19 protein-coding genes and 2 pseudogenes are annotated in these 20030 nt (G+C 57.6%); 13 read left to right on the top strand and 8 right to left on the bottom strand.

Annotation, left to right across the window (positions count from 1 at the left end):
- Window positions 1–148: 148 nt before the first annotated feature.
- From FHW37_RS34360 to FHW37_RS31580, 6 genes and pseudogenes are all read left to right on the top strand, one after another.
- Window positions 149–436: pseudogene (locus FHW37_RS34360) on the top strand (exodeoxyribonuclease III); the annotation flags it as partial.
- 192 nt (window positions 437–628) lie between these two features.
- Window positions 629–1495 (top strand): TIGR02587 family membrane protein, encoded by an 867-nt coding sequence (locus FHW37_RS31600; protein ID WP_246691030.1) that lies wholly within the window; start codon window positions 629–631, stop codon window positions 1493–1495.
- Between the two features lie 6 nt (window positions 1496–1501).
- Window positions 1502–1912 carry a hypothetical protein gene (locus tag FHW37_RS31595; protein WP_145643529.1) on the top strand — a complete coding sequence of 137 codons (411 nt, stop codon included), beginning with the start codon at window positions 1502–1504 and terminating at the stop codon, window positions 1910–1912.
- A 1268-nt stretch (window positions 1913–3180) separates the two neighbouring features.
- The gene (locus FHW37_RS34740; RefSeq protein ID WP_145643528.1) at window positions 3181–3387 is read left to right on the top strand and encodes a DUF982 domain-containing protein; all 207 of its coding nucleotides are present in this window, start codon (window positions 3181–3183) and stop codon (window positions 3385–3387) included.
- A 537-nt stretch (window positions 3388–3924) separates the two neighbouring features.
- Window positions 3925–4575: an alpha/beta family hydrolase gene (locus FHW37_RS31585; RefSeq protein ID WP_145643527.1), complete on the top strand. Its 651-nt coding sequence runs from the start codon at window positions 3925–3927 to the stop codon at window positions 4573–4575.
- A gap of 114 nt (window positions 4576–4689) precedes the next feature.
- The gene (locus FHW37_RS31580; protein ID WP_145643526.1) at window positions 4690–5238 is read left to right on the top strand and encodes a 3'-5' exonuclease; all 549 of its coding nucleotides are present in this window, start codon (window positions 4690–4692) and stop codon (window positions 5236–5238) included.
- A 128-nt stretch (window positions 5239–5366) separates the two neighbouring features.
- On the opposite strand, the gene FHW37_RS31575 is transcribed toward FHW37_RS31580, so the two are convergent.
- From FHW37_RS31575 to FHW37_RS31560, 4 genes are all read right to left on the bottom strand, one after another.
- Entirely contained in the window at window positions 5367–6326 is a 960-nt protein-coding gene (locus FHW37_RS31575; protein ID WP_145643525.1) for a D-2-hydroxyacid dehydrogenase family protein, read from the bottom strand.
- 14 nt (window positions 6327–6340) lie between these two features.
- On the bottom strand, window positions 6341–7363 hold the full coding sequence (locus FHW37_RS31570; RefSeq protein ID WP_145643524.1) for an NADP-dependent oxidoreductase: 1023 nt from the start codon (window positions 7361–7363) through the stop codon (window positions 6341–6343).
- 172 nt (window positions 7364–7535) lie between these two features.
- Window positions 7536–8534 (bottom strand): Lnb N-terminal periplasmic domain-containing protein, encoded by a 999-nt coding sequence (locus FHW37_RS31565; protein ID WP_432442915.1) that lies wholly within the window; start codon window positions 8532–8534, stop codon window positions 7536–7538.
- A 135-nt stretch (window positions 8535–8669) separates the two neighbouring features.
- On the bottom strand, window positions 8670–9770 hold the full coding sequence (locus tag FHW37_RS31560) for an alpha/beta hydrolase (protein ID WP_145643522.1): 1101 nt from the start codon (window positions 9768–9770) through the stop codon (window positions 8670–8672).
- 271 nt (window positions 9771–10041) lie between these two features.
- Here FHW37_RS31560 and FHW37_RS31555 point away from each other — a divergent pair, with 271 nt between their 5' ends.
- A complete protein-coding gene (locus FHW37_RS31555; RefSeq protein WP_246691028.1) occupies window positions 10042–10197 on the top strand; it encodes a hypothetical protein in 156 nt (51 codons plus the stop codon).
- 141 nt (window positions 10198–10338) lie between these two features.
- Here FHW37_RS31555 and FHW37_RS31550 read toward each other — a convergent pair whose 3' ends face one another.
- On the bottom strand, window positions 10339–10719 hold the full coding sequence (locus FHW37_RS31550) for a response regulator (RefSeq protein ID WP_145643520.1): 381 nt from the start codon (window positions 10717–10719) through the stop codon (window positions 10339–10341).
- 466 nt (window positions 10720–11185) lie between these two features.
- Between FHW37_RS31550 and FHW37_RS31545 the strand changes: the two genes are divergently transcribed.
- The 4 genes from FHW37_RS31545 to FHW37_RS31530 all read left to right on the top strand — a co-directional run bounded on the left by FHW37_RS31545 (window position 11186) and on the right by FHW37_RS31530 (window position 16512).
- The gene (locus tag FHW37_RS31545; protein WP_145643519.1) at window positions 11186–12262 is read left to right on the top strand and encodes a catalase family protein; all 1077 of its coding nucleotides are present in this window, start codon (window positions 11186–11188) and stop codon (window positions 12260–12262) included.
- A 78-nt stretch (window positions 12263–12340) separates the two neighbouring features.
- Window positions 12341–14644, top strand: a complete 2304-nt coding sequence (locus tag FHW37_RS31540; RefSeq protein WP_145643518.1) for an FdhF/YdeP family oxidoreductase — start codon at window positions 12341–12343, stop codon at window positions 14642–14644.
- A complete protein-coding gene (locus FHW37_RS31535; RefSeq protein ID WP_145643517.1) occupies window positions 14641–15909 on the top strand; it encodes a cation:proton antiporter in 1269 nt (422 codons plus the stop codon). Before FHW37_RS31540 ends, FHW37_RS31535 begins: the two co-directional genes overlap by 4 nt.
- Window positions 15910–16056: 147 nt before the next feature.
- Complete coding sequence (locus FHW37_RS31530; RefSeq protein ID WP_246691027.1) at window positions 16057–16512, top strand: GNAT family N-acetyltransferase; 456 nt, start codon at window positions 16057–16059, stop codon at window positions 16510–16512.
- A 133-nt stretch (window positions 16513–16645) separates the two neighbouring features.
- On the opposite strand, the gene FHW37_RS31525 is transcribed toward FHW37_RS31530, so the two are convergent.
- The 3 genes and pseudogenes from FHW37_RS31525 to FHW37_RS33840 all read right to left on the bottom strand — a co-directional run bounded on the left by FHW37_RS31525 (window position 16646) and on the right by FHW37_RS33840 (window position 18055).
- Window positions 16646–17251 carry a general stress protein gene (locus tag FHW37_RS31525; RefSeq protein ID WP_145643516.1) on the bottom strand — a complete coding sequence of 202 codons (606 nt, stop codon included), beginning with the start codon at window positions 17249–17251 and terminating at the stop codon, window positions 16646–16648.
- 31 nt (window positions 17252–17282) lie between these two features.
- The gene (locus tag FHW37_RS31520) at window positions 17283–17594 is read right to left on the bottom strand and encodes a PepSY domain-containing protein (RefSeq protein ID WP_145643515.1); all 312 of its coding nucleotides are present in this window, start codon (window positions 17592–17594) and stop codon (window positions 17283–17285) included.
- 140 nt (window positions 17595–17734) lie between these two features.
- A pseudogene (locus FHW37_RS33840) lies at window positions 17735–18055 on the bottom strand (hypothetical protein).
- Window positions 18056–18270: 215 nt separating this feature from the next.
- Between FHW37_RS33840 and FHW37_RS31515 the strand changes: the two are divergent.
- Together FHW37_RS31515 and FHW37_RS31510 are read left to right on the top strand one after the other, a co-directional pair.
- The gene (locus FHW37_RS31515; protein WP_145643538.1) at window positions 18271–19179 is read left to right on the top strand and encodes a Ku protein; all 909 of its coding nucleotides are present in this window, start codon (window positions 18271–18273) and stop codon (window positions 19177–19179) included.
- 12 nt (window positions 19180–19191) lie between these two features.
- Window positions 19192–20004 carry a Ku protein gene (locus tag FHW37_RS31510; RefSeq protein WP_145643514.1) on the top strand — a complete coding sequence of 271 codons (813 nt, stop codon included), beginning with the start codon at window positions 19192–19194 and terminating at the stop codon, window positions 20002–20004.
- Window positions 20005–20030 lie beyond the last annotated feature (26 nt).

Raw genomic sequence — 20030 nt, 5'->3', positions numbered from 1 at the left:
TGACCTGCATAATCCCGGTGGCACAACCAGCCAGCCATCGTGATCAAAGCCGGAAAACTCCAGCTTCCGGCGGTCCAAGGTTCGGTCTCAGTGCATTGATACGACGGACTCTACCAAAATCTGGAGGAAGTTCAGGGGCTCAGGTCACCTTTTTCGGCCGGACGTCCGCAAAGCCTATTCTGACCTGCTCGAACAAGGATGGACGGACGCCATTCGTCACCTTCATCCAACTAAGCGCGTCTACACGTTCTGGAAATATTGGCGGAACAGCTTTGAACGCGATGCCGGACTGCGTATTGATCATTTCCTCCTGTCGCCTGCCATAAAGCCCTGGCTGAGGTCTGCCCGTGTCCGATGGAAACCACGCAGTTGGCCAAATACAAGCGACCATGCGCCCATGCTGATGGAGCTGGAAATCCCAAACCAGAATGATTGAATGAGCGCTGACCCGATCACAGAGGGAGGCTGAACGAGGCCATGTCGATGCTGATATCCATGACAGCCCTTTTTTCAGCAGCGCTCGCTCTGCTCAACCCTAGCCGCGCGTCGGCTGCAAGCGCCCTGGTCCTCAACGGCGTAGCCTCTATTTATGGTTGGTGGGAATTTTTCGCATAGAGGGAAGGCGGCATTGGCTATCGCGACAACGCGCCGGGATTTCGACAAAAGCAAGTTTTTCGCAGGGATTGCGCGCGGTATCGCCGGTGCCCTCCTCTTCGCTCTGCCCATGCTCATGACAATGGAGATGTGGGAATTGGGCGTTTACATGGACCGCAGCCGTCTCCTGCTCCTGCTTCTCGTCAACATCCCTCTGTTGATAATCCTCTCTGACAGGGTCGGTTTCGAAGAGACGTCGACGTGGCGGCAAGCTATCCGCGATGCAAGCATTGCCTACGCCTTGGGTATCGTATCCAGCACACTCATCCTGGTCGCGATGGGGGTCATCAAGCAGGACCAGTCAGCGCACGAAATTATCGGTATGATCGCGCTCCAGGCCGTCCCTGCGAGTATCGGTGCGATGTTGGGTCGAAGCCAGCTCGGCGGGCAGTCGGATGATGATGACGACAAAGATGACGATGATGACGACCCTGTCCATGAACGTGAGACAAGTTACGCCGGGGAGCTGTTCTTGATGGCGGTCGGTGCTCTGTTCCTCAACCTCAACGTCGCGCCCACAGAGGAAATGATCCTGCTTTCATACAAAATGACACCTTGGCACGCCCTGATCATCATCGCCGCATCGCTGGCTGTGATGCACAGCTTCGTTTATGCCTTGTCTTTCAAGGGGAGCCATGATCTCGCTGAGGGTACACCGAGTTGGCATGCCTTCGTCCGCTTCACCCTGCCCGGTTATTTGATCGCCGGTTTGATCAGCGCCTATTGCCTATGGACGTTCCACAGGACCGATGACATCGGCTCGACCCAAATTCTGATGGCAGTTGTCATTCTGAGTTTCCCCGGTGCCATCGGCGCGGCGGCAGCTCGACTGATCCTGTGAGGCGCAATGACCAAAGTTTCCAACGATAAAAACATCGAAAACAGCGACCCACACTGGATCGAATGGATCACAGGTGCGGTCTCAGCGGGCATCGTTCTCGCCGTCATTGTCTGGATTGGAAAGGACGGGTTCGTTGACCAAGATGCGTCGCCGAACCTTGAAGGGATCGTTTTGCAGACGGAAGAGCGCAGTGATGGCTTTCAGGTGTTGTTTGAAATCAAGAATGGCTCCAGCGCGACTGCTTCTCAGGTGAAAGTTCGAGGCGAGATGATAGAGAAGCAGTCGGTGCTGGAGAGCGTCGAGACGGTGTTGGACTATGTCCCGGGGCACTCAAAAGCTGCTGGGGGCCTGATATTCCAACAGAACCCGGATGGGAAACAGGTGACGGTCAGAGCGACGGCTTTCGACGAGCCCTAGTCAGGCCATCATTGTGTCGAGCCTCTCCATCACAGCACCCAATCCCGGAAATCTGACGAAGCTCGTCCGAGCTCTCGATTGGGTTCGGGTCACACTGGTAAGACAAGGTTGCATTGACTTTTTTGCTCTCAGCAAAAGAGCTCCCCTACGGTTAGCCATGCAGTTACGAGCCGGGCCGAGCGATCATTCCGAAGCGCATCTTAACCAACAATATATCAGAAACGGCCTCCCATTGTTGACTATTGTTAAGTGAACGCTAATGTTCAGTCGAGTGTTTTGCGTTCGAAGGACGACCTGCAATGGTAACGATTGATTGGTGGGCATCGCCCAGAGGTTTGCGCGTGATATTCGTGTCGAGCGCAGCAATCGCCTCCGTAATTGACTATATTCTCCTGACGAACCTGCTTACCTAAAACCGATATCGTTCGCGGGCCTTGGCGGCTCGATTTTTTGACCACTCTCGCTTTAAAATTTCGATGCTGACAAGGCGATCTGAGGGGATATGAAATCGTCACGGTAATCCGAAGTAGCCGGCACATCACGGGAAATTCAGTTCCTGACAGACGACCAGCCCTTTGATCATGACGATGACTCAGTTATGGTAAGTTTAGACGAACCACTCGTTCAGAGGCGATCCTGTTGCCACTCACGGCCGGATCGTCTCGCTCTTTGGAAGTACCCCCGGTTCATCTGTCGATGATCGCTTCCTTTGATCAAGGCAGGCTGAATCATTACGAACAGCCTGCCTCTCGTCATGACTGCGACCGTACGCTATCGAACATTGAATGTTCGCCCGTTGATCCGTAAATTCTTTACGGCAATGTTTATCGACATGGGCGTTGCCGACAGCGCTGATTGTTCTCCATTAGCATCAGCCTCAGGCAGACGAGTGTTGACACAACACAACGCTCGTCTGCCTCGATCAGCCAGGCTGATCCCCCAGATGCCAATCCCGGTCACAACGTGCATCCCGAATGGGTTCGCCTTTAATACTTGCACCGATTTCGAATTTTCAGACACCTCCACCCGAAATTTAAGAGGTTAGGAGTACCTGCGTCAATTTTGAGTACGGCAGGCAAGGCTATAGTCATGGGAAAACCTATCGAAACGAACGAGGATCTATACTTCAGGTCGTTGCTTCCGTTAAAAATTCTCACATTACCCGCCCTCGTCGGGCCAAGGGAGGCATTGGCTTCCCTTAGACCTGCCAAATAACAGACACATTGCTCACGGATTGTTTCGATGTGTAAACGTTGGGAGAAAATTCGATGTCAAATGAATGGTCTGAGCCAGTCCGCCTGAATGACGATGGTCTCATTATCACGATTACGACGACCGCGCAGGCGCGAACATTCCTTCAACACGTGAAACAGAGCACACGATGGAGGGAAGCACATGCCAAGTGCTCTGCTGCGGCTGCCGGCCATCTTGATCACGACGAAGCACGACGGGCTTTTGTGCAAGCAGCACACTGACACCTCCGAGCATTTGCGAGCGCTGCAAACAAAAAGCGGAAATGGATCAATCGTCGGTAGACAACACCGGTATAAGAGTCGAACGCACCAGAGATCACCCGCCCTGCCTCGCTTCATCGGCGCGGCTTTCCCGACGGGAGTTCAGTGAGGCAGCGCGGGTGCGCAGGCCTCGGGGCTAATCAGGTCCTGTGCGAAACGGACGAAGCAGAGCTTGGGACGTTGCGACCGCCCACATAGGCCCACCGGGACCCATCTCGCAAAATAAGGATCGGCCTCAGCTATGGCGATGCCGTTCACTCCTATGTCCATTCAACTTGCCCAGGGCAAGAATCTTGTAATGGTACCGAGAGATTGGTTGCGCGGTTCATGCGGCGTCGCACTTCTCCAATGTACGGTTTGTTCGTGACCCTGCCGTCTGAATGCGCCAGCCGCAGCATGACGATCGATATGGGGCGGATCCCGAACTGCAGCATTTCCGAGACGGTGCTTTCACCTCGATAAATGGCTGTTCCTCTAGCGCGCTCGAAAGGAGAAACCATGTCGCACGCCTATCTTTCTGATGGCCCCGCCGACGCCATCATCACGATAGTTCTTGCCCACGGTGCCGGCGGTCCCATGGACACGCCCTGGATGGAGGAAATGTCGGCCAAGCTGGTCCACCACGGACTTCGCGTCGTGCGTTTCGAATTCGACTACATGCGCCAGCGCCGCTCCGGCGGAAAGCGTGCTCCCCCACCGCGTGCAGATCGCCTGACGCTGGAGTACCTCGCCTTTATGGATGAGCTCGCACCTATCGGCAGCGTGATCATCGGCGGCAAGTCGATGGGTGGCCGGGTCGCCAGCATGATCGCCGACGAGCTATTCGGCGCCGGGCGCATTTCCGGTCTTCTATGTCTCGGATACCCGTTCCATCCGATCGGGAAACCTGAACAGCTTCGCACCACCCATCTTTCCGATATGACGACTTCGACTTTGATCTGTCAGGGAACGCGAGATGCGTTCGGATCCCAAGAGGAGGCGGCACGTTACGAACTGTCGAAAGAAATCGAGCTCTTCTGGTTGGAGGACGGCGATCATGATTTCAAACCACGTAAAGGTGTCTCGGGTCAAACAGCGGATCAGCATCTGTCGTCAGTCGCCTTACGCGTCGCGATGTGGAGTAAAAAGCTGTCCCAGGCGGCACCCTAGAGATGCACGGAGCCTCCACGAAGAATCCCCCGTTCGCAAGACCGGGGCGCAGCTGTCGGCAAATCGAACTTACGGGTTGTGGCTAGGTTCGACCCGGCTCCCTAGATATCCAGCATGATGGTATTTCTCGATTTCGAAGCGTCCTCGCTTAGCAAGCACAGCTATCCGATCGAGATCGCATGGGTTTTTGAGGATGGCCGTTCGCGTTCGATGCTCATAAAGCCCAAACCTGGCTGGAGCGACTGGGCTGAAGGTGCAGAGCGTGTGCATGGCATATCGCGAGCCTTGCTGGAGGCGGATGGCATCGCCATCGACCAGATTGTCATGGAAATGCTGGAGGAGCTTTCCGGCAACGACCTGCTCGCAAGCTCGCCATCCTGGGACGGAAAGTGGCTCAGCGTTCTGCTTCGTGCCGGCGGCGTTCCCCGTCATGCACTGAGATTGAGAAAATCGGACGATGCTTTCGTGGAAGCTGCCGCGCAGATTCTCTCTGGATACGGAGCCGAAATTGATATCGCTGGGCTTGTCGAGCAGGTCATCAGCTCTTCAGAACCGGCGGCCCCGGTCCATCGTGCGCTTCCGGATGCCATACTGGAGTTGGAACGCCTGCACCTCGTGCGGCAGGCCGCCCAAGCACGTCTCGCTTCGTTGACGACCCGCTAGGCCTTAGACCGCCTTCCGTTTGCCTCGTGTCACGCCGTGCATGGAGCCCCCTCTAACCGATCATAGGCGAGAACGACAATTCGACCGTTTAATCGCGGGATAGCCGAATTAGGAAACCGACGGGCCTGTCAGGCAGGTGACGACAGCACACGAACCGGACGTCCATCCAACCAGGCGATCAAGTTTGCGACCGTGTCCCGGTAAAAGATCCGATAGGATTGTTCGGTTACGAACCCTATATGCGGGGTCGCGATCACATTCGGCAGCGATCGAAAGCGGTGATCCGATGGAAGTGGCTCGACATCGAATACATCCAGCGCGGCGCCCGCTAAGGCTTGCGCTTCGAGCGCAGCAATCAACGCCGCTTCGTCGACGAGCGGACCTCGGGAGGTATTCACGAGCCAGGCCGTCGACTTCATCATTGCCAATTCCCGCCGGCCGATGAGGCCTTTCGTCCGCTCGGACAAAACGAGATGCAGTGTCACCCAGTCGGCGTTGCGAAGAAGCGTCTCTTTTTCAACCCGCCTGACGCCCGCGGCCTGTGCCACGTCTTCGGTCAGGTTCTGGCTCCATGCGATCACATCCATGCCGAAGGCATGGCCAACCTTTGCGATCTGCCGGCCGATCCTGCCCAGGCCGATGATGCCAAGCGTGCTTCCGGAAAGATCGCGTCCGACCGTGGTCTGCCAGCCGCCATTGTCAAAGGAGGTCACTTCAGTCGGAATGTGGCGCGCGGCAGCAAGGATGAGCGCCCACGTAAGCTCCGGAGCACCCGAGCCGTTCGCACCCGTTGCCGACACCGTGATGCCGAGGTCATGCGCCGCCGAAAGGTCGATCGAGGCGTTGCGCGCTCCGGTCGTGGCGATAAAGCGCAGGTTCGGCAGGCGTTCGAGAATCCGTCTGGGCAGTGGCGTCCGTTCGCGCATGACGCAGATGGCGTCGAACGGCAGGAGGCGGGCGATCAGGCGCTCCTCGTCATCGACATGGTCGTTGAAGACCGTGATTTCCGCACGGCCATTCAATCGCACCCAGTCTGCGCTCTCCAGTGCGACGTTCTGATAATCATCGAGAACTGCAATCTTCTTCATGCTGGAACCTTTTGTCAGACGACGCCATCGACCTTGACGATGAGCTTGCCGAAATTTTTGCCATTCAGCATACCGATAAACGCCTCCGGGGCGCTCTCCAGTCCATCGACGATGTCCTCGCGGTACCTGATCTCGCCTGCCGCGACCCGTGGGCCGATTTCGTCGAGAAAGTCGTTGAAATGGTCGGCTGCAAATTCGCTCTGGATGAACCCTCGAACAAGAAGGCTCCGTCTCAGAATGGCGGACATCATCGCCGGAAGGCGGTCGGCGTCCGAAGTGTCATGACCATTGTATTGCGCCACGAGGCCGCAGACGGGAACACGCGCAAACTGGTTCAGGAGCGGAAACACCGCGTCCCAGACATGGCCTCCGACATTTTCGAAATAAATATCGATCCCATTCGGCGCGGCGGCATGCAGATCGCTGGCGAAATCCCTCGAGCGATGATCGACCACGGCGTCGAAGCCGAGTTCGTCCTTGACGAAGGCACATTTATCCGGCCCCCCGGCAATCCCGACGGCCCTCGCCCCGACAAGCTTTGCCAGCTGTCCGACCATCGAACCGACCGGTCCAGAGGCCGCTGCGACCGCGACCGTCTCACCTTTCTTGGGTTTGCCGATGAACTTGAGACCGCTCCATGCCGTGAAACCCGGCATGCCAAGTACGCCGACCGCGGTCGTGATCGGTGCGCCATGCGTCTCAACCTTCCGCATCATGTCGCCACTGATGACTGCGCCTGTACACCATCCCGTTCGCCCGCGGACGATATCGCCCGGCGCAAAATCATTATGCCTTGACCTGACCACCTCGCAGATCGTTTCGCCTTCCATGATGCCGTCGACCGGTACCGGCGCAGCGTAGGACTTGGCCTCGCTCATGCGTCCGCGCATATAGGGGTCGAGCGAAAGATAAAGGACACGGACTGTGACATCACCCTCCTCTGCCTCTTGCAGCTCGACATCCTCAATCCGGAAATTTTCAGGCGTTGGTTCTGCCAGCGGCCGGCTTGCCAGCACGATGCGTTTGATCGTCGTCATAAGGGGCGGTCCTCATTCGTTGTTTACAGATATGGCTAGACCCGAAGAAATTCGAGTGGCGCTCTCGAAGTGACGAAATGAAAAGTGCGTACCCGGATAGAACAAAATCCTGGATGAGATCAGCAATAATTTCCCCCAAAATCGCGGATGAGAGAAAACCCCTGCTTCTCCGTCACCTGTTCGACTGCGATGGAACGCCCACTCGAATCGCATCCGAGAAACCTTCCGCCAATCCAAATTCCCCTGCGCGGGCATCAATGTGAGCGGCCTCCCGCAAACGCGACATCGGCAGACCGGTATCCAGCACGCCTCGCGCATAGACGTAATTTGGAACATAGCCATTGACGTAGAGCCGCCAATCGAAAGGGATCACATCCCCAAGCGCCCGCATCATCGACACGACGGCTGTCGTGCAGTTGGTCGTAATCGAATTATACCACCGCGGCGCGGCAGCAAGTTCGTTTGCGTCCTGCACATAGGCCAGCAACAGATCTCTGCCCACGGGAGGCGGCAAATTGGTGCGGAACAGCTGAACATCCTCTCCTCTGATATTCGACCGGACACCAATCACGTCTCGTTCTTCAGCCGCGATGATCACCAAGGGGTTGCTCTTGAAGAGATCGGCAATCGGGGAAAAAGCGCCTCCCCGACGACGACGCACTTCCACTGACCAGGCCAGATATTGACCATCTTTGAAACCGAAGCTCAAAATCATGTGGGCGATGTAAGGGCCGGACCAGTAGGACATGAACAGATCGACCGAAGCGAGCTGCCCCAAGTCGTATTCGCGCGTCTTCCATCCTTCCGTGAAGTCCGTATTGGAACGCCATTCGAAATCCCGGACGCCGTCAAGCGTCAGCCGATCGCCGTCGATACGGCCGGTGACCTGCCTGGCAACGTCGGGCGACCAATCCGCAGTCGCGGGGGGCGCCAGCGTTGACCACCACACGACGACCGAGGCGATGGCCACAGCAAGGACCAGTGCCGCAACATATGAGCGCCGGCGTAAGGTTATCGTCAGACAAGCCAGGCAAAGGGCCGCATAGGCAACGCAGATGAATAGCTTGCCCGGATCGAACAGTGGCAAGCGATACCAAAGCGCCAAGGTCGCCCATAGGCCCGCGAGCAAGGCTGAGGCTGCCGAGGAAACGACAATCAGAGTTCTGGCAATATGTCGCACTGGTGCGGCTCGTCTCTTTCCTGGATGTCGTGCCCGGTGGTGGTGCCGCGCCACCGTGAGTGACATCGGCTTCGCGGGTTAGATCTAAACCGATTGGCGGCTTGCCCGCCCTTGTTGCGCCTGTCCTTATTGCGTCAGTGCCGCACCTGTCAGGCGGAAAGGCGAGGAAATGACATCGCCTACCCCGTTGAGGACGAGTGCTCCTGCACCCGCCACCGGTCCGGACTGGTTTTTATTCGCCCTCTGGAGCTGAGGGTATGCCGCTGCAAAGGATACGAAACGATCATGGTTCGTGCCGGTGATCGATTTGAGGGACGAGATGTCGATAATCTGCAGGTTGTCACTCTGTGCAAGTTCCTGCACCCTTGGATCGTTTACGTCGAGAGCGCCGGCCGCGGTTGAACCGCTCAGGCGTTGGGAAAAAGCAAGCACTTTGTCGTCCTTCGCCGCCAGCACCACGACTGGCTTCTTCATCCGGCCGATTGTCCTGATGTCTCGTTGAAAAAGGTCGATATCGATGTCAGGCGCTGCCAGCACAACCTGCTCGATCATGTCGAGCTCGCGTTGCCTGCCGGCGATCTTGAGCTGCCTGAGCGTCTCAAGCGTCAGCAAACCGCCCATGCTGTGCGCCAGGACTGTCGTCTTCACCCCACCGCGACCAAGCGCATCAAGGACTGACGCCAGATCATCGCGGGCAAAAGCGACCGCATCGCGATCCGCCACATAGCCTACGAGATCGCCCTGCGAAGGCCAGTCGAAAAGGATTGACGTCTGCGACTGACCGGCGTCGACGCTCATCTGCACCAGCCTATAGAGAGCTTCCTGATATGTGTAATTGTATCCATGGATGAACATTCCCACCCCTGGTGCAACCGGGGATCGGGGTCCTATCTGCTGCGCCAGCTGGACAAACTCGCCGCTTGTCAAATCTCTGCTTCTGATGACGGCAAACGACTTCGAGGCGTCTGGCTTGTCGGTCGGCCACTCGATGTCTGTCGGCTTGTGAGTGGGGGGCACAGAAACTGTCACCAGACGATAATGCAGGCGCGCCGATTTTCCGGCCGAGAATCCGAGACCTTTCGGATCAGGATCCCGGTCGGTGGCAACAAGAACCGTGATCTCCTTTGCTCCTTTGGCGGGAGCGACAACAAGGAGCGTCCCGGGCCCAGGCCGGGCACAGCCTGTGACCAGGCATGCGACAAACAGGAAGGCGAGTATGCGACACATCAGATCACCGGAGTGGTAGCGCGAAATGAGCTTCGACAGGGCAGCTCGTGACGCTCAATTAGGGGCCGTGACCTAAACGTGGATATGCTTCGGCATCAAAACATCTCGAACTCGCCAAAAACGATGTCGGGCGTGTCCGTATTGCTACAGCGATTTTCGATGGAGGATTGACGGCGTTTCTCGAACCGGTATTCGATGAGGCATGAACAGATTTTCAGAGACCGAAACCGTCGTTCTTGAGCGCCTTCATGCCCTCAAGGCAGCGCCAGAGATGTCGATCAATCTTCTCGACATCAGCACGCCGATGCATGCCGCGGGATTCAGCCATGATGAGATCATGGCGGTGATCGGCGCGTTCGAACAGGAAAAACTCCTCGCTTGCGTACCAGGCAATCGGTTGCTCATCCTGAAAGAGATCCCGGTCTGAAGGCCAATCCCCTCGAGTTTCGTTGATGCGCGCTCAAGATCTTGTGCCGGCAGAAAAGCATTATGCGTTTCGTTAAAAGGCCGTAGCCCCGTTTCCGAACCTGGCATCCTGTCTCAAATGGGCGCATTCAGCGACTTCGACTTAGCCGGCCAGTCGTCGTCCCTCGAGCGACGTCATCTCGTCCAGCATCGCCGAGATCGCGTCCATTCCATAAGGCTTGGGGATGAAAACTGCCTCGCCCGGCAATTCGTCGGGACGCGGCCGATGCCTGCCAGAGGCAATGATGACCGGCACGTCCATACGCTGGTCCGAGATCATGCGAGCGAGATCAAAGCCGCTCAAGCCACCTGGCATGTCAACGTCTGTTATCACGGCGTCGATCTTCCGCTGGCCAAGAACTGCGATCGCTTCCAGGACGTTTCCCGCCTCGACGATCTCATAACCCTCATCTTCCAGGGTGTCGGCGAGCACCATCCGGATGAGCAATTCATCTTCGACAATCAGAACTGTACGCTGGTACATGGCAGTCTCCGCTCCGTGTTCACGAGTTGAACTCGCTCGTCCAGAATTTGATCGCCCCTCGGGTAAGAGTATTTGCCGACATATTTAATAAAATACGAATAGACCGATGTCCTTCAGTTGGACGGGTGGACGAAACGGATATCTGAAGATCGAGTCTCGAACCGGCCGAGTGCGAGACGAGCCGGGATCCGATCCGGAGGGATTGTCTGGTGCGCGGGACTGAGTTTGATGCTGCGCCCTGGCGTCCCATCGCCCTGCACCACGAGCACTTACAGGAAGAGTGGTCAGGATCGCGAAGGATCTGGTTCGCCTTTTGAGGGGATTTGGCTGGCAAAGCTCCCCAAGGGTTGGGGACTTGCATGCCCATAATGATTGTAGTGACGGGTTTTTGTCGAAGGCGGGCGTTTGGAGGAACTTCTGCTGGCTTCGGAGCTTTAGATCTCTCCCACCAGCAAGGAAGAGCCCCATGCCGACCAATCCGCCAGTCCTTTACACCCCGCAGGTCGAAAGTTTCGAAAATGACGAGCAGGAGACGATCTGCGAACTGAACGAGACGTTCGATATCATTCTCAACAAGACGGCAAAGGACTATGGCCACGCGGTGCGTTCGGTCCATGCGAAGGCGCATGGCATTCTTGAGGGCACGATGACTGTCAAAGGCGGGCTGCCGCCGGAACTTGCGCAAGGCCTCTTTGCGAACCCCGGCACCTACAAGATCTATATGCGCATCTCGACGAATGCCGGCGACATCCTTCCGGATGCGATCTCACTCCCCCGCGGTATCGCGCTCAAGGTCGTCGACGTGCCAGGCGAACGTCTACCGGACGCGGCCGGCACCACCCAGGACTTCGTGATGGTCAACGGCCCGGTTTTCCAGGCAAAGAACGCAAAGAAATTCTTGGGTAGCCTCAAGATGCTTGCCAAGACGACCGGCCGTATGGAAAGCACCAAGGAAGTCCTGTCCAGTGTGCTTCAGGGCGTGAACACGGCGCTCGAAGCCGTTGGGGTGTCGAGTTCAACCGTGCAAGCCATGGGAGGCGCTCCCGATTCCGATCCGCTCGGCGAGACCTATTACAGTGTGACGCCGTTCAGGTATGGCGACTATATCGCCAAGTTCAGCATCCGACCCGTCTCGAAGGACCTGACTGAATTGACGGGTAAGGAAATCGACACGAAGGATCAGCCGGACGCGATCCGCGCGACAGTGCAGGCAGAGATGCAGCACCTGACCGGCGAATGGGAATTCTGCGTTCAGCTCTGTCGTGATCTCGACAAACAGCCGGTCGAGGATCCCACCGCGCAGTGGAAGGAAGAGGATGCGCCTTTCGTCGCGGTCGCCACGCTGCGGGCGGAACCCCAGGACAGCTGGTCGGAGGAGAATGTGCAGAAGGTTGATGAAGAGATGCGTTTCAGCATCTGGACCGGACTTGCTGCCCACAAGCCCCTGGGCAACATCAACCGCGCCCGCAAAGCGACCTACGAACATTCATCCAGTTTCCGCGCGGGCTTCAACAGGTGTCCGATCCACGAACCGGCCGCCTGACAACCGGCCGACCATGAACAGCGGCGCGCCAGGTGCGCCGCATGCTTCTTTGACGGAAAAATATTGAGGGCGAAGACCATGGCCGACCAAATCCCGAACCCAGAAGCCGAGGGTCCGTCCGGTGGCTGGGGATCACTGAAGGGCATTGCCAGTATCTACGGTGAAAGCTGGCCGACGCCTGCGGCTCTCGAGACGCTTTCTCGACAGAACAAGCCCGGCGGTTTCATGTGCGTGTCCTGCGCATGGCCGAAACCCGTCAACTATCATCCCTTCGAGTTTTGCGAGAATGGCGCCAAGGCCACCCTGTGGGACCTGACATCGCATCGCTGCACGCCGGATTTCTGGAACGGTCACACCGTGTCGGAACTTCGAGATTGGAAGGACCACGACCTGGAAAAGACCGGGCGGCTGACGCATCCGCTTCTCTATAATGCAGGCACCGACCGATATGTCGAGGTGACCTGGGATGAGGCCTTCGAGGGGATTGCCAAGGTTCTGAACAGCCTCGAAAAGGAGAGTGTCGTCTTCTACTCGTCCGGCCATGCTGGTCTCGAAGCGTCCTATCTCTACGCCCTGCTCGCCCGGCTCTTTGGTAATAACAACCTGCCGCAGAGTTCAAACATGTGTCACGAAACGACGTCTGTCGGCCTCATGAAGGTCATCGGCTCCCCGGTCGGCACCGTTGTCTGGGAGGACCTCGAAAAGGCCGACGCCTTCTTCTTCTTTGGGCAAAATCCCGGATCGAACAGCCCGCGCTTTCTTCACCCTTTGCAAGAGGCAAAGAAACGCGGTGCAAGGGTCGTAACCTTCAATCCCATCCTCGAACAAGGCCTGATATCCTTCGTCAATCCGCAAAATCCCATCGATATGCTGACGGGACGAGAGACGCAGATTTCAGACCAGTATCATCAGGTGAAGGCCGGCGGAGACATCGCGGCGATCCTCGGCATCTGCAAACATGTGATCGAGGTTGACGATCTGGCGATCGTCGAAGGGCGCGAGCGCGTTCTCGACGTCGCCTTCATCGAAGAACACACGACCGGCTTTGATACGTTCATCGATATGGTGCGGGCTACAGCATGGTCCGCTATCGAGCATGAGAGTGGCCTGTCGGAAGCGGACCTTCGGCGGTCCGGCGACGTTTATATCGGCGCGAAGAATGTCATCGGTGTCTACGGCATGGGCCTTACCCAGCATAGCCAGGGCGCTTTGAATGTGGCCATGGTGGTCAATCTCCTCATGCTGCGCGGCAATATCGGGCGTGAGGGAGCAGGCTGTTGTCCGGTACGCGGTCACTCGAACGTTCAGGGGCAGCGCACGGTCGGCATCGCAGAAAAGACCAAGCTCATCCCGATGGAGAAGCTGACCGAACTGTTCGACTTCGACCCGCCAACGAAGGACGGAACGACAATCGTCGATGCGGTCAAGGGACTGATGGATGGAAGCATCAAGGCCTTTATCAGCCTCGGCGGCAATCTCTTGCGGGCCGTTCCCGACCAGAAGGAGATGGAGCGGGTCTGGGCCGCGCAGGATCTTGCGGTGATGGTCTCCACGAAGCTCAACCGCAGCCATTTGTTTCCGGCAAGGACCGCCTATATCCTTCCTTGCCTGTCGCGGGCCGAGATCGACACTCAAGCGACCGGCAATCAGTCGGTGACGACGGAGGACAGCTTCTCGCATATCAGCGGAAGCGTCGGAAGGCGAACCCCGGCATCGAAGGCGTTGAAGAGCGAGCTTGCAATCGTCGCGGGCATCGCCAAGGCGACGCTGGCCCCTTCTCCGAAGCTGAAATGGGACGAATGGACCGGCGATTATGGTCTCGTCCGCGAGCTGATCGAATACAGCTACCCGAAGGACTTCAAGGACTACAATGCCCGCCTATTCCAGCCGGGCGGCTTCTACCGTGGCAACAGTGCACACGAGCGTGTCTGGAAGACGCCAGAGCATAAGGCCGTGTTCACGACGCCAGATCGGCTCAATTCGCTCTCCTTCGCAGATGCGGATGGTCGCTTCAGGTTGATGACGATCCGCTCCAACGACCAGTTCAACACGACGATCTATGGTTATTCCGATCGATTTCGCGGTATCGAAGGTACACGTGATGTCGTGCTGATGTGCGAGGCCGACATCCTCGCTGCTGGCCTCGTGGAGGGCGACAGCGTCACGCTGGTCAGCGATTTCGAGGATGGTACGCGTCGTGAACTCGCCGGCCTGACGGTGAGACGGCACGCACTTCCGAGCGGCACGATCGCCGGCTACTACCCTGAATGCAACATACTGAACGCTATTGACCATCATGACGAACTGTCCAAAACGCCCGCCTGCAAAGCTATCCCGGTTCGGCTTGAAGCGGCGGGCGCTTCAGAAAGCAGGGCGGGGTGAACAGCTACGTCATCACCCTTTTCATCTTTGGTGTGGTCGTCCTGCTGACAGCCTGGTTGCCGATGGCACTGCGGCGGCTGCCGCTTTCACTGCCGATCTGTTGCGTTGGCATCGGCATGCTGTTGGCATGGTCGCCCTTTACACCCCTGCCCCACATGAATCCTCTCCAGAATGGTGGAATCGCCGAGCACCTGACGGAGTTCGTCGTCATTGTGGCGTTGATGGGCGCTGGCCTCAAGATCGATCGGCCGTTGGGGTTGCGGCAATGGGCAACGACCTGGCGTCTGCTTGGGATTGCCATGCCGATATCCATCGGCATCATCGCCTTGCTCGGCTGGAGCCTTCTTGGTCTGGGCGCTGCTTCAGCCCTTCTTCTGGGGGCAGCCCTTGCGCCAACCGATCCGGTGCTTGCTTCCGACATCCAGGTCGGCCCGCCACAAACAGGAGAGGAAGATGACATCCGCTTCGCTCTGACGTCAGAGGCTGGCCTCAACGACGGCCTCAGCTTTCCGTTCGTCCTGGCAGCAATTGCGATTGCCAACAAGGGTAACGATATTTCAGGCTGGATTGGACACTGGTTTTTCGTCGACGTGGCATGGAAACTGGTGGCAGGCGTCGGGATGGGATGGATTGTCGGTCAGATACTGGGCTATCTGACGTTCAAGGTTCCGCAGGTCGGCCGTATCGCCCGCACGGGAGACGGGCTGGCGGCGCTTGGTTTCACCTGCATCGCCTATGGGGCGACTGAACTCGTCCATGGGTACGGCTTCGTGGCTGTGTTCGTCACGGCCCTGACATTACGCAGCGTCGAGCGGGAAAGCGCCTATCACGGGCAGCTTCATGACTTTGGAGAGCAGATCGAGCGGCTGTTGACCATGGTTCTGCTTGTCTGCTTCGGATCTGTCCTTGCGGAAGGTACATTGCTTGCCCATGCCGATTGGCGCATCATTGCCGTGGCGATCATCGTGCTTGCCATTATCCGTCCACTTGCCGCCTGGACGAGTCTCATCGGCTGTCCTCGCCCGCAGGCGGAAAAGATCATCGTATCGGTCTTCGGCATTCGCGGTATCGGTTCCATCTACTATCTCGCCTACGCCTCCACTCGGGCAACCTTCGAGTCAGCCGAGGTCGTCTGGTCAACCGTGTTCATCATCATCCTGATGTCCATCATTCTGCATGGTATTGCGGTCACGCCGGTCATGCGATGGATCGACCGTGAGCGCGATGTCGATGCCACACGACCCCGCGTTGCAGCACGTCGATAGATCAAACCTCCCGCTTTCCGGATATGCCCCCTCGGCACTGGCTTTTCGAGGTCGAGATTGCATATCATCGGTTTTCCCGAGCTTCCGATATTGGTCGGCTTGCTTGGGCGATCAAAGGGAAAACGGATGCGGACGAGGACAGCAACCATGGCAGACGCGCTTGCAATGAGCGCAATGCTCGATCAGCTGGTCATGGCCGGAAGACGGACGGCTCGATCCGATGCTTTGTTCGTCAAGGACCACTATATCGACCACCCGGCCGGGATCTTATGCACTCTTGCCGAAGATGACGCAGGACGCCTGCTGGGCTTTCAATCACTGATCCGGTCGACAGAAGGCAATCCTTATGGGACCCCAACCGGCTGGGGAATAATCGGAACCCATGTATCGCCAAATGCTGCGCGATCGGGCATTGGGACAGGGCTGTTTGAGGTGACCCGCCGCGCTGCGCTCGATGCGGGCCTCGCGAAAATCGAGGCCTATATCGCAACCGACAACGCCGTCGCTCTCGCATATTACGAAAAAATGGGTTTCAAAACCTATCGGCGGACCGAGACCTCCGAGTGCAAGTGCTGGTCGGCGGGCGACGCCACCGGTGCGTAACAAGCCGCATCAGGTTTTCACATCTGGTCCGCAGGCCGATCCAGCATCCGGCCCGTAGCCCCCACATCCCCGGTAGGCGTAAAAAAGCCCCGCAGAGACTGCGAGGCGTATTTCTGGCTGCAACCGGAGCAGATCAAAGACGATACTGATCGCGTTCTGCAGCGATCTGTTCAGCGGTGTAAGGATCTGCCGTTTCGTCGAAACGGGTCCAGCCCTGTTCGGCATAGCTGGCACGACGGGCCGTGATGTCGACACGCGGCGAATTGCTGAGGATTGTTTCGGCAGATGCAAGATGGTCCTCTTCGACGCGCGCCGTCACGACAGAGCCGCCACGGCGAATGCTTTCCGCGTAGAAATTCGCGTCTTCCTCGGGCACGCCGGATTCGACCATAGCGCCAACGATCCCGCCGACCGCACCACCTGCAACCGCGCCCGCAACTGCACCAGCCGCCGTGGCGGCAAGCCAGCCGGCAGCGACAACCGGGCCAACGCCCGGAATGGCGAGCATGCCGAGTCCGGCAAGCAGGCCGCCTGCGCCGCCGGCAAGAGCGCCGATACCGGCGCCGGTACCGGCGCCTTCGCCTGCCCGGTTCCCCTGCCCTTCGACGTCCACATCACCATTCGCCTTGTTGGTAACGATGCTGATATCGTCAGACGACACGCCCGCGTCTTCAAGAGCTTTCACGGCCCTCTTCGCATCGTCGTAGCTGTCATAAAGTCCTGTGATCGTGGTCTTCATGGGAATTCCTCCGTTATCGTTTTTATATGTGTTACTTGGCAAGCGTCACATTACCCTGGAAGTCGAGGGAAACGTCGCCGGGCTTGCCATCCTTGGAAGCGGTGGCGCGCCACACGCCCTGATCGTCGAGCTTCAATCCGGCCACGTCCTTGTAGCCTGCCTCTTCGATGCGGGATTTCGCCTGAGCTTCGGTGAAACTGTTCTTGCCCGCCACCGGCGCCCCGGGATTGTGCTCGGTGTTGACCGCAGGCGTGGTCTGGGATGTGCTCGGAGTTCCGCTCTGGGCAAATGCTGCCGACGCGGCGAGGAACAGTCCGGCGGAAAGGATTGCTATTTTCTTCATTGGTGTTTCCTCCTGTTGGGTGAAACGGAAACACGCGGAAAACCTAGAAGTTCCAATGATTTATTTATGAGGGGCCGTGTTGCAATGCCCGCCTTTTGCACTATGGTGGCGACGTGCCATAGTCCGGAAGGTCGAAATCGTCACCACCAGATACGAACAGCTTGGTGGCAAGCTGTTTGATGCCGGGCGTATCGACGACGCGCAAAACTGCGCGCTGCACGGCGCCCCCCAGCATCGTCTGCGACTGCGTCACCGGCAAGCGGTGCGTCTTCGCGAATGATATCGTGATGCGCGGTGTCGTCACCCTAGGCTTTTGAGCCAGTCGTGTTCTCAAATTCGACCGAACGGATGAAAACGTCTGGCCTCGAAATCTTGAGCTGCTTCACGAGATGCTCGACCGCGAGGTCTGCTGCTTCACGCGTTTCGAAATTGGCGCGGATCGTGATGGTGCTGCCTGCCATAAATGGATCTCCTGCATGTGCGATCAGACCGAAACTCGCAACGCGTGCCATCGTTGCGTTTTTTTGGCTTTCGTTCTAGCCGGGCAGACGTTGCGGGAGGCTCCGTCTGCCAAATTTCGGTTCAACGCCTCCAAATCTTTGGAATTTGATTCGCTTCGAGCCGGAACGAATCGCCGCGCCGGATCTTGAATCGTGTCTCAGGGATCGGGAGGAAGCTGATGGCAGCGCATCGTGCACAGTGGAAAGGCGTCCTGAAGGTGGGCGAAGTGAGCTGCGGCGTAGCACTCCATACCGCTGCCTCGACCTCGGACCGGATCTCGTTCAACCTCATCAACACCGCGTCGGGCAATCGCCTAAACCGGGTCTTCATCGACAGCGAGACAGAAAAGCCCGTTGAGAGAGAAGAGCAGGTGAAGGGCTTCGAGCTCGAGAACGGCCACTATCTGTTGATCGATCCGGAAGAGATTGCAGCCACCATTCCAGAGAGTGACAAGACCCTGGACATCGATGCTTTCATCTCCTGCAGCAGCATAGACGACGTCTATTTCGACAAGCCGTACTACCTTATTCCGGACGAGGTATCGGACGAGACCTTCGCTCTCCTTCGTGAAGCCATGACGAAAGACAAAGTCGCCGCCATTGCCCATGCCGTCCTGTTTCGCCGTATGCGAACCGTCCTCATTCGCCCGCATGACAAGGGCATGATCGCCACGACGCTGCAATATGATTACGAGGTCCGGTCCGCAGAAAAGGCGTTCAAACGCGTGCCGAAGATGAAAATCGAAGGCGAGATGCTCGATCTTGCCAGGCACATCATCGCCACCAAGATGGGCAAATTCGATCCCGCCACCTTCGACGACCGTTATGAGGACGCGTTGGCCGATCTCGTGAAGGCGAAGATTGAGGGGAGAGCGGTCCCGAAACGCAAGAAGGTGACCGTGTCCAAACCGAACGACCTGCTGGCGGCTCTTCGCGAAAGCGCCGGAATGGCAAAGAAATCCGAAGGGAAAAACAAGCCGGCTGCAGCCAATACCGACACGGAAAATGGCAAGCAGTCCGGCACGCGCAAAACGGCTGCGAAGTCCGCCGCATCGAAGCCCGCTCAGCAGCGCAAGGCCGGATAAGGAGACGCGACAATGGCAATCGGTCCGTACTGGAAAGGCTATCTGAAAATGTCGCTCGTCACATGCCCCGTCGAGATGATGTCGGCGACGTCCGAAAGCGAGAAGGTCAGGTTCCACACGATCAACAAGGAAACCGGCAACCGTGTTATGTCGCAATATGTCGACTCGGTCACGGGCAAGCCGGTCCCGGATTCAAAACAGGGCAAAGGCTATGCACGCGGCGAAAACGATTTCGTCGCGCTGACCGAAGATGAGATCGACGCGGTTGCGCTCGATACCGTCAAGACGATTGATATCGGCCAGTTCGTGCCCGCGGATTCTATCCCCTGGATCTATCTCGAGAAACCGCACTACCTCGTGCCGGGCAACAAGGTCGGCGACGAGGCGTTCTCGGTGATGAGAGAGGCAATGAAGGCATCCGACGTTGTCGGTGTCGCAAAGCTCGTGATCGGCCGTCGAGAGCGCGCGGTTGTCCTGAAGCCACGGGACAATGGCATTATCCTCTGGACCTTGAGGTTCGGCGACGAGGTGCGGCCGCAAGACGAATATTTCAGTGAGATCGATGACAAGGTGGAAGAAGATGCCCTTCCAGCCGTGCGCAAGCTCATCAAGCAGAAGACAAAAACATGGTCACCAGAAATGGTGAGCGACCCCATCCAGGAAGCGCTGCTCGGGCTCATCGATGAAAAGAAAAACTCGATGAAACGCGGAAAGAAGCCAAAGTCGAAAAAGGACGAGGCTGCGCCCGCTTCGAACGTCGTCAATATCATGGATGCTCTGAGGAAAAGCCTCGAGCGGGATCAGGGTAAAAAGAAGGCGAGCTGAGGGTGGTCCTCGGTGGTCCTTGAGCT

The sequence above is a fragment of the Neorhizobium alkalisoli genome, assembly GCF_007829835.1.
Lineage (GTDB): Bacteria > Pseudomonadota > Alphaproteobacteria > Rhizobiales > Rhizobiaceae > Neorhizobium.
The sequence above is the reverse complement of the archived record's forward strand: the minus strand, read 5'-3'. Positions and strand labels throughout refer to the sequence as shown.

Excerpts from the sequence above, each read along its gene's own strand:
- FHW37_RS31525 (WP_145643516.1), bottom strand. The coding sequence starts at position 17,251 with ATGAAGACCACGATCACAGGACTTTATGACAGCTACGACGATGCGAAG.
- FHW37_RS31595 (WP_145643529.1), top strand. The coding sequence starts at position 1,502 with ATGACCAAAGTTTCCAACGATAAAAACATCGAAAACAGCGACCCACAC.
- FHW37_RS31570 (WP_145643524.1), bottom strand. The coding sequence starts at position 7,363 with ATGACGACGATCAAACGCATCGTGCTGGCAAGCCGGCCGCTGGCAGAA.
- FHW37_RS31580 (WP_145643526.1), top strand. The coding sequence starts at position 4,690 with ATGATGGTATTTCTCGATTTCGAAGCGTCCTCGCTTAGCAAGCACAGC.
- FHW37_RS34740 (WP_145643528.1), top strand. The coding sequence starts at position 3,181 with ATGTCAAATGAATGGTCTGAGCCAGTCCGCCTGAATGACGATGGTCTC.
- FHW37_RS31585 (WP_145643527.1), top strand. The coding sequence starts at position 3,925 with ATGTCGCACGCCTATCTTTCTGATGGCCCCGCCGACGCCATCATCACG.
- FHW37_RS31560 (WP_145643522.1), bottom strand. The coding sequence starts at position 9,770 with ATGTGTCGCATACTCGCCTTCCTGTTTGTCGCATGCCTGGTCACAGGC.
- FHW37_RS31550 (WP_145643520.1), bottom strand. The coding sequence starts at position 10,719 with ATGTACCAGCGTACAGTTCTGATTGTCGAAGATGAATTGCTCATCCGG.
- FHW37_RS31545 (WP_145643519.1), top strand. The coding sequence starts at position 11,186 with ATGCCGACCAATCCGCCAGTCCTTTACACCCCGCAGGTCGAAAGTTTC.
- FHW37_RS31510 (WP_145643514.1), top strand. The coding sequence starts at position 19,192 with ATGGCAATCGGTCCGTACTGGAAAGGCTATCTGAAAATGTCGCTCGTC.
- FHW37_RS31520 (WP_145643515.1), bottom strand. The coding sequence starts at position 17,594 with ATGAAGAAAATAGCAATCCTTTCCGCCGGACTGTTCCTCGCCGCGTCG.
- FHW37_RS31575 (WP_145643525.1), bottom strand. The coding sequence starts at position 6,326 with ATGAAGAAGATTGCAGTTCTCGATGATTATCAGAACGTCGCACTGGAG.
- FHW37_RS31540 (WP_145643518.1), top strand. The coding sequence starts at position 12,341 with ATGGCCGACCAAATCCCGAACCCAGAAGCCGAGGGTCCGTCCGGTGGC.
- FHW37_RS31530 (WP_246691027.1), top strand. The coding sequence starts at position 16,057 with ATGGCAGACGCGCTTGCAATGAGCGCAATGCTCGATCAGCTGGTCATG.
- FHW37_RS31555 (WP_246691028.1), top strand. The coding sequence starts at position 10,042 with ATGTCGATCAATCTTCTCGACATCAGCACGCCGATGCATGCCGCGGGA.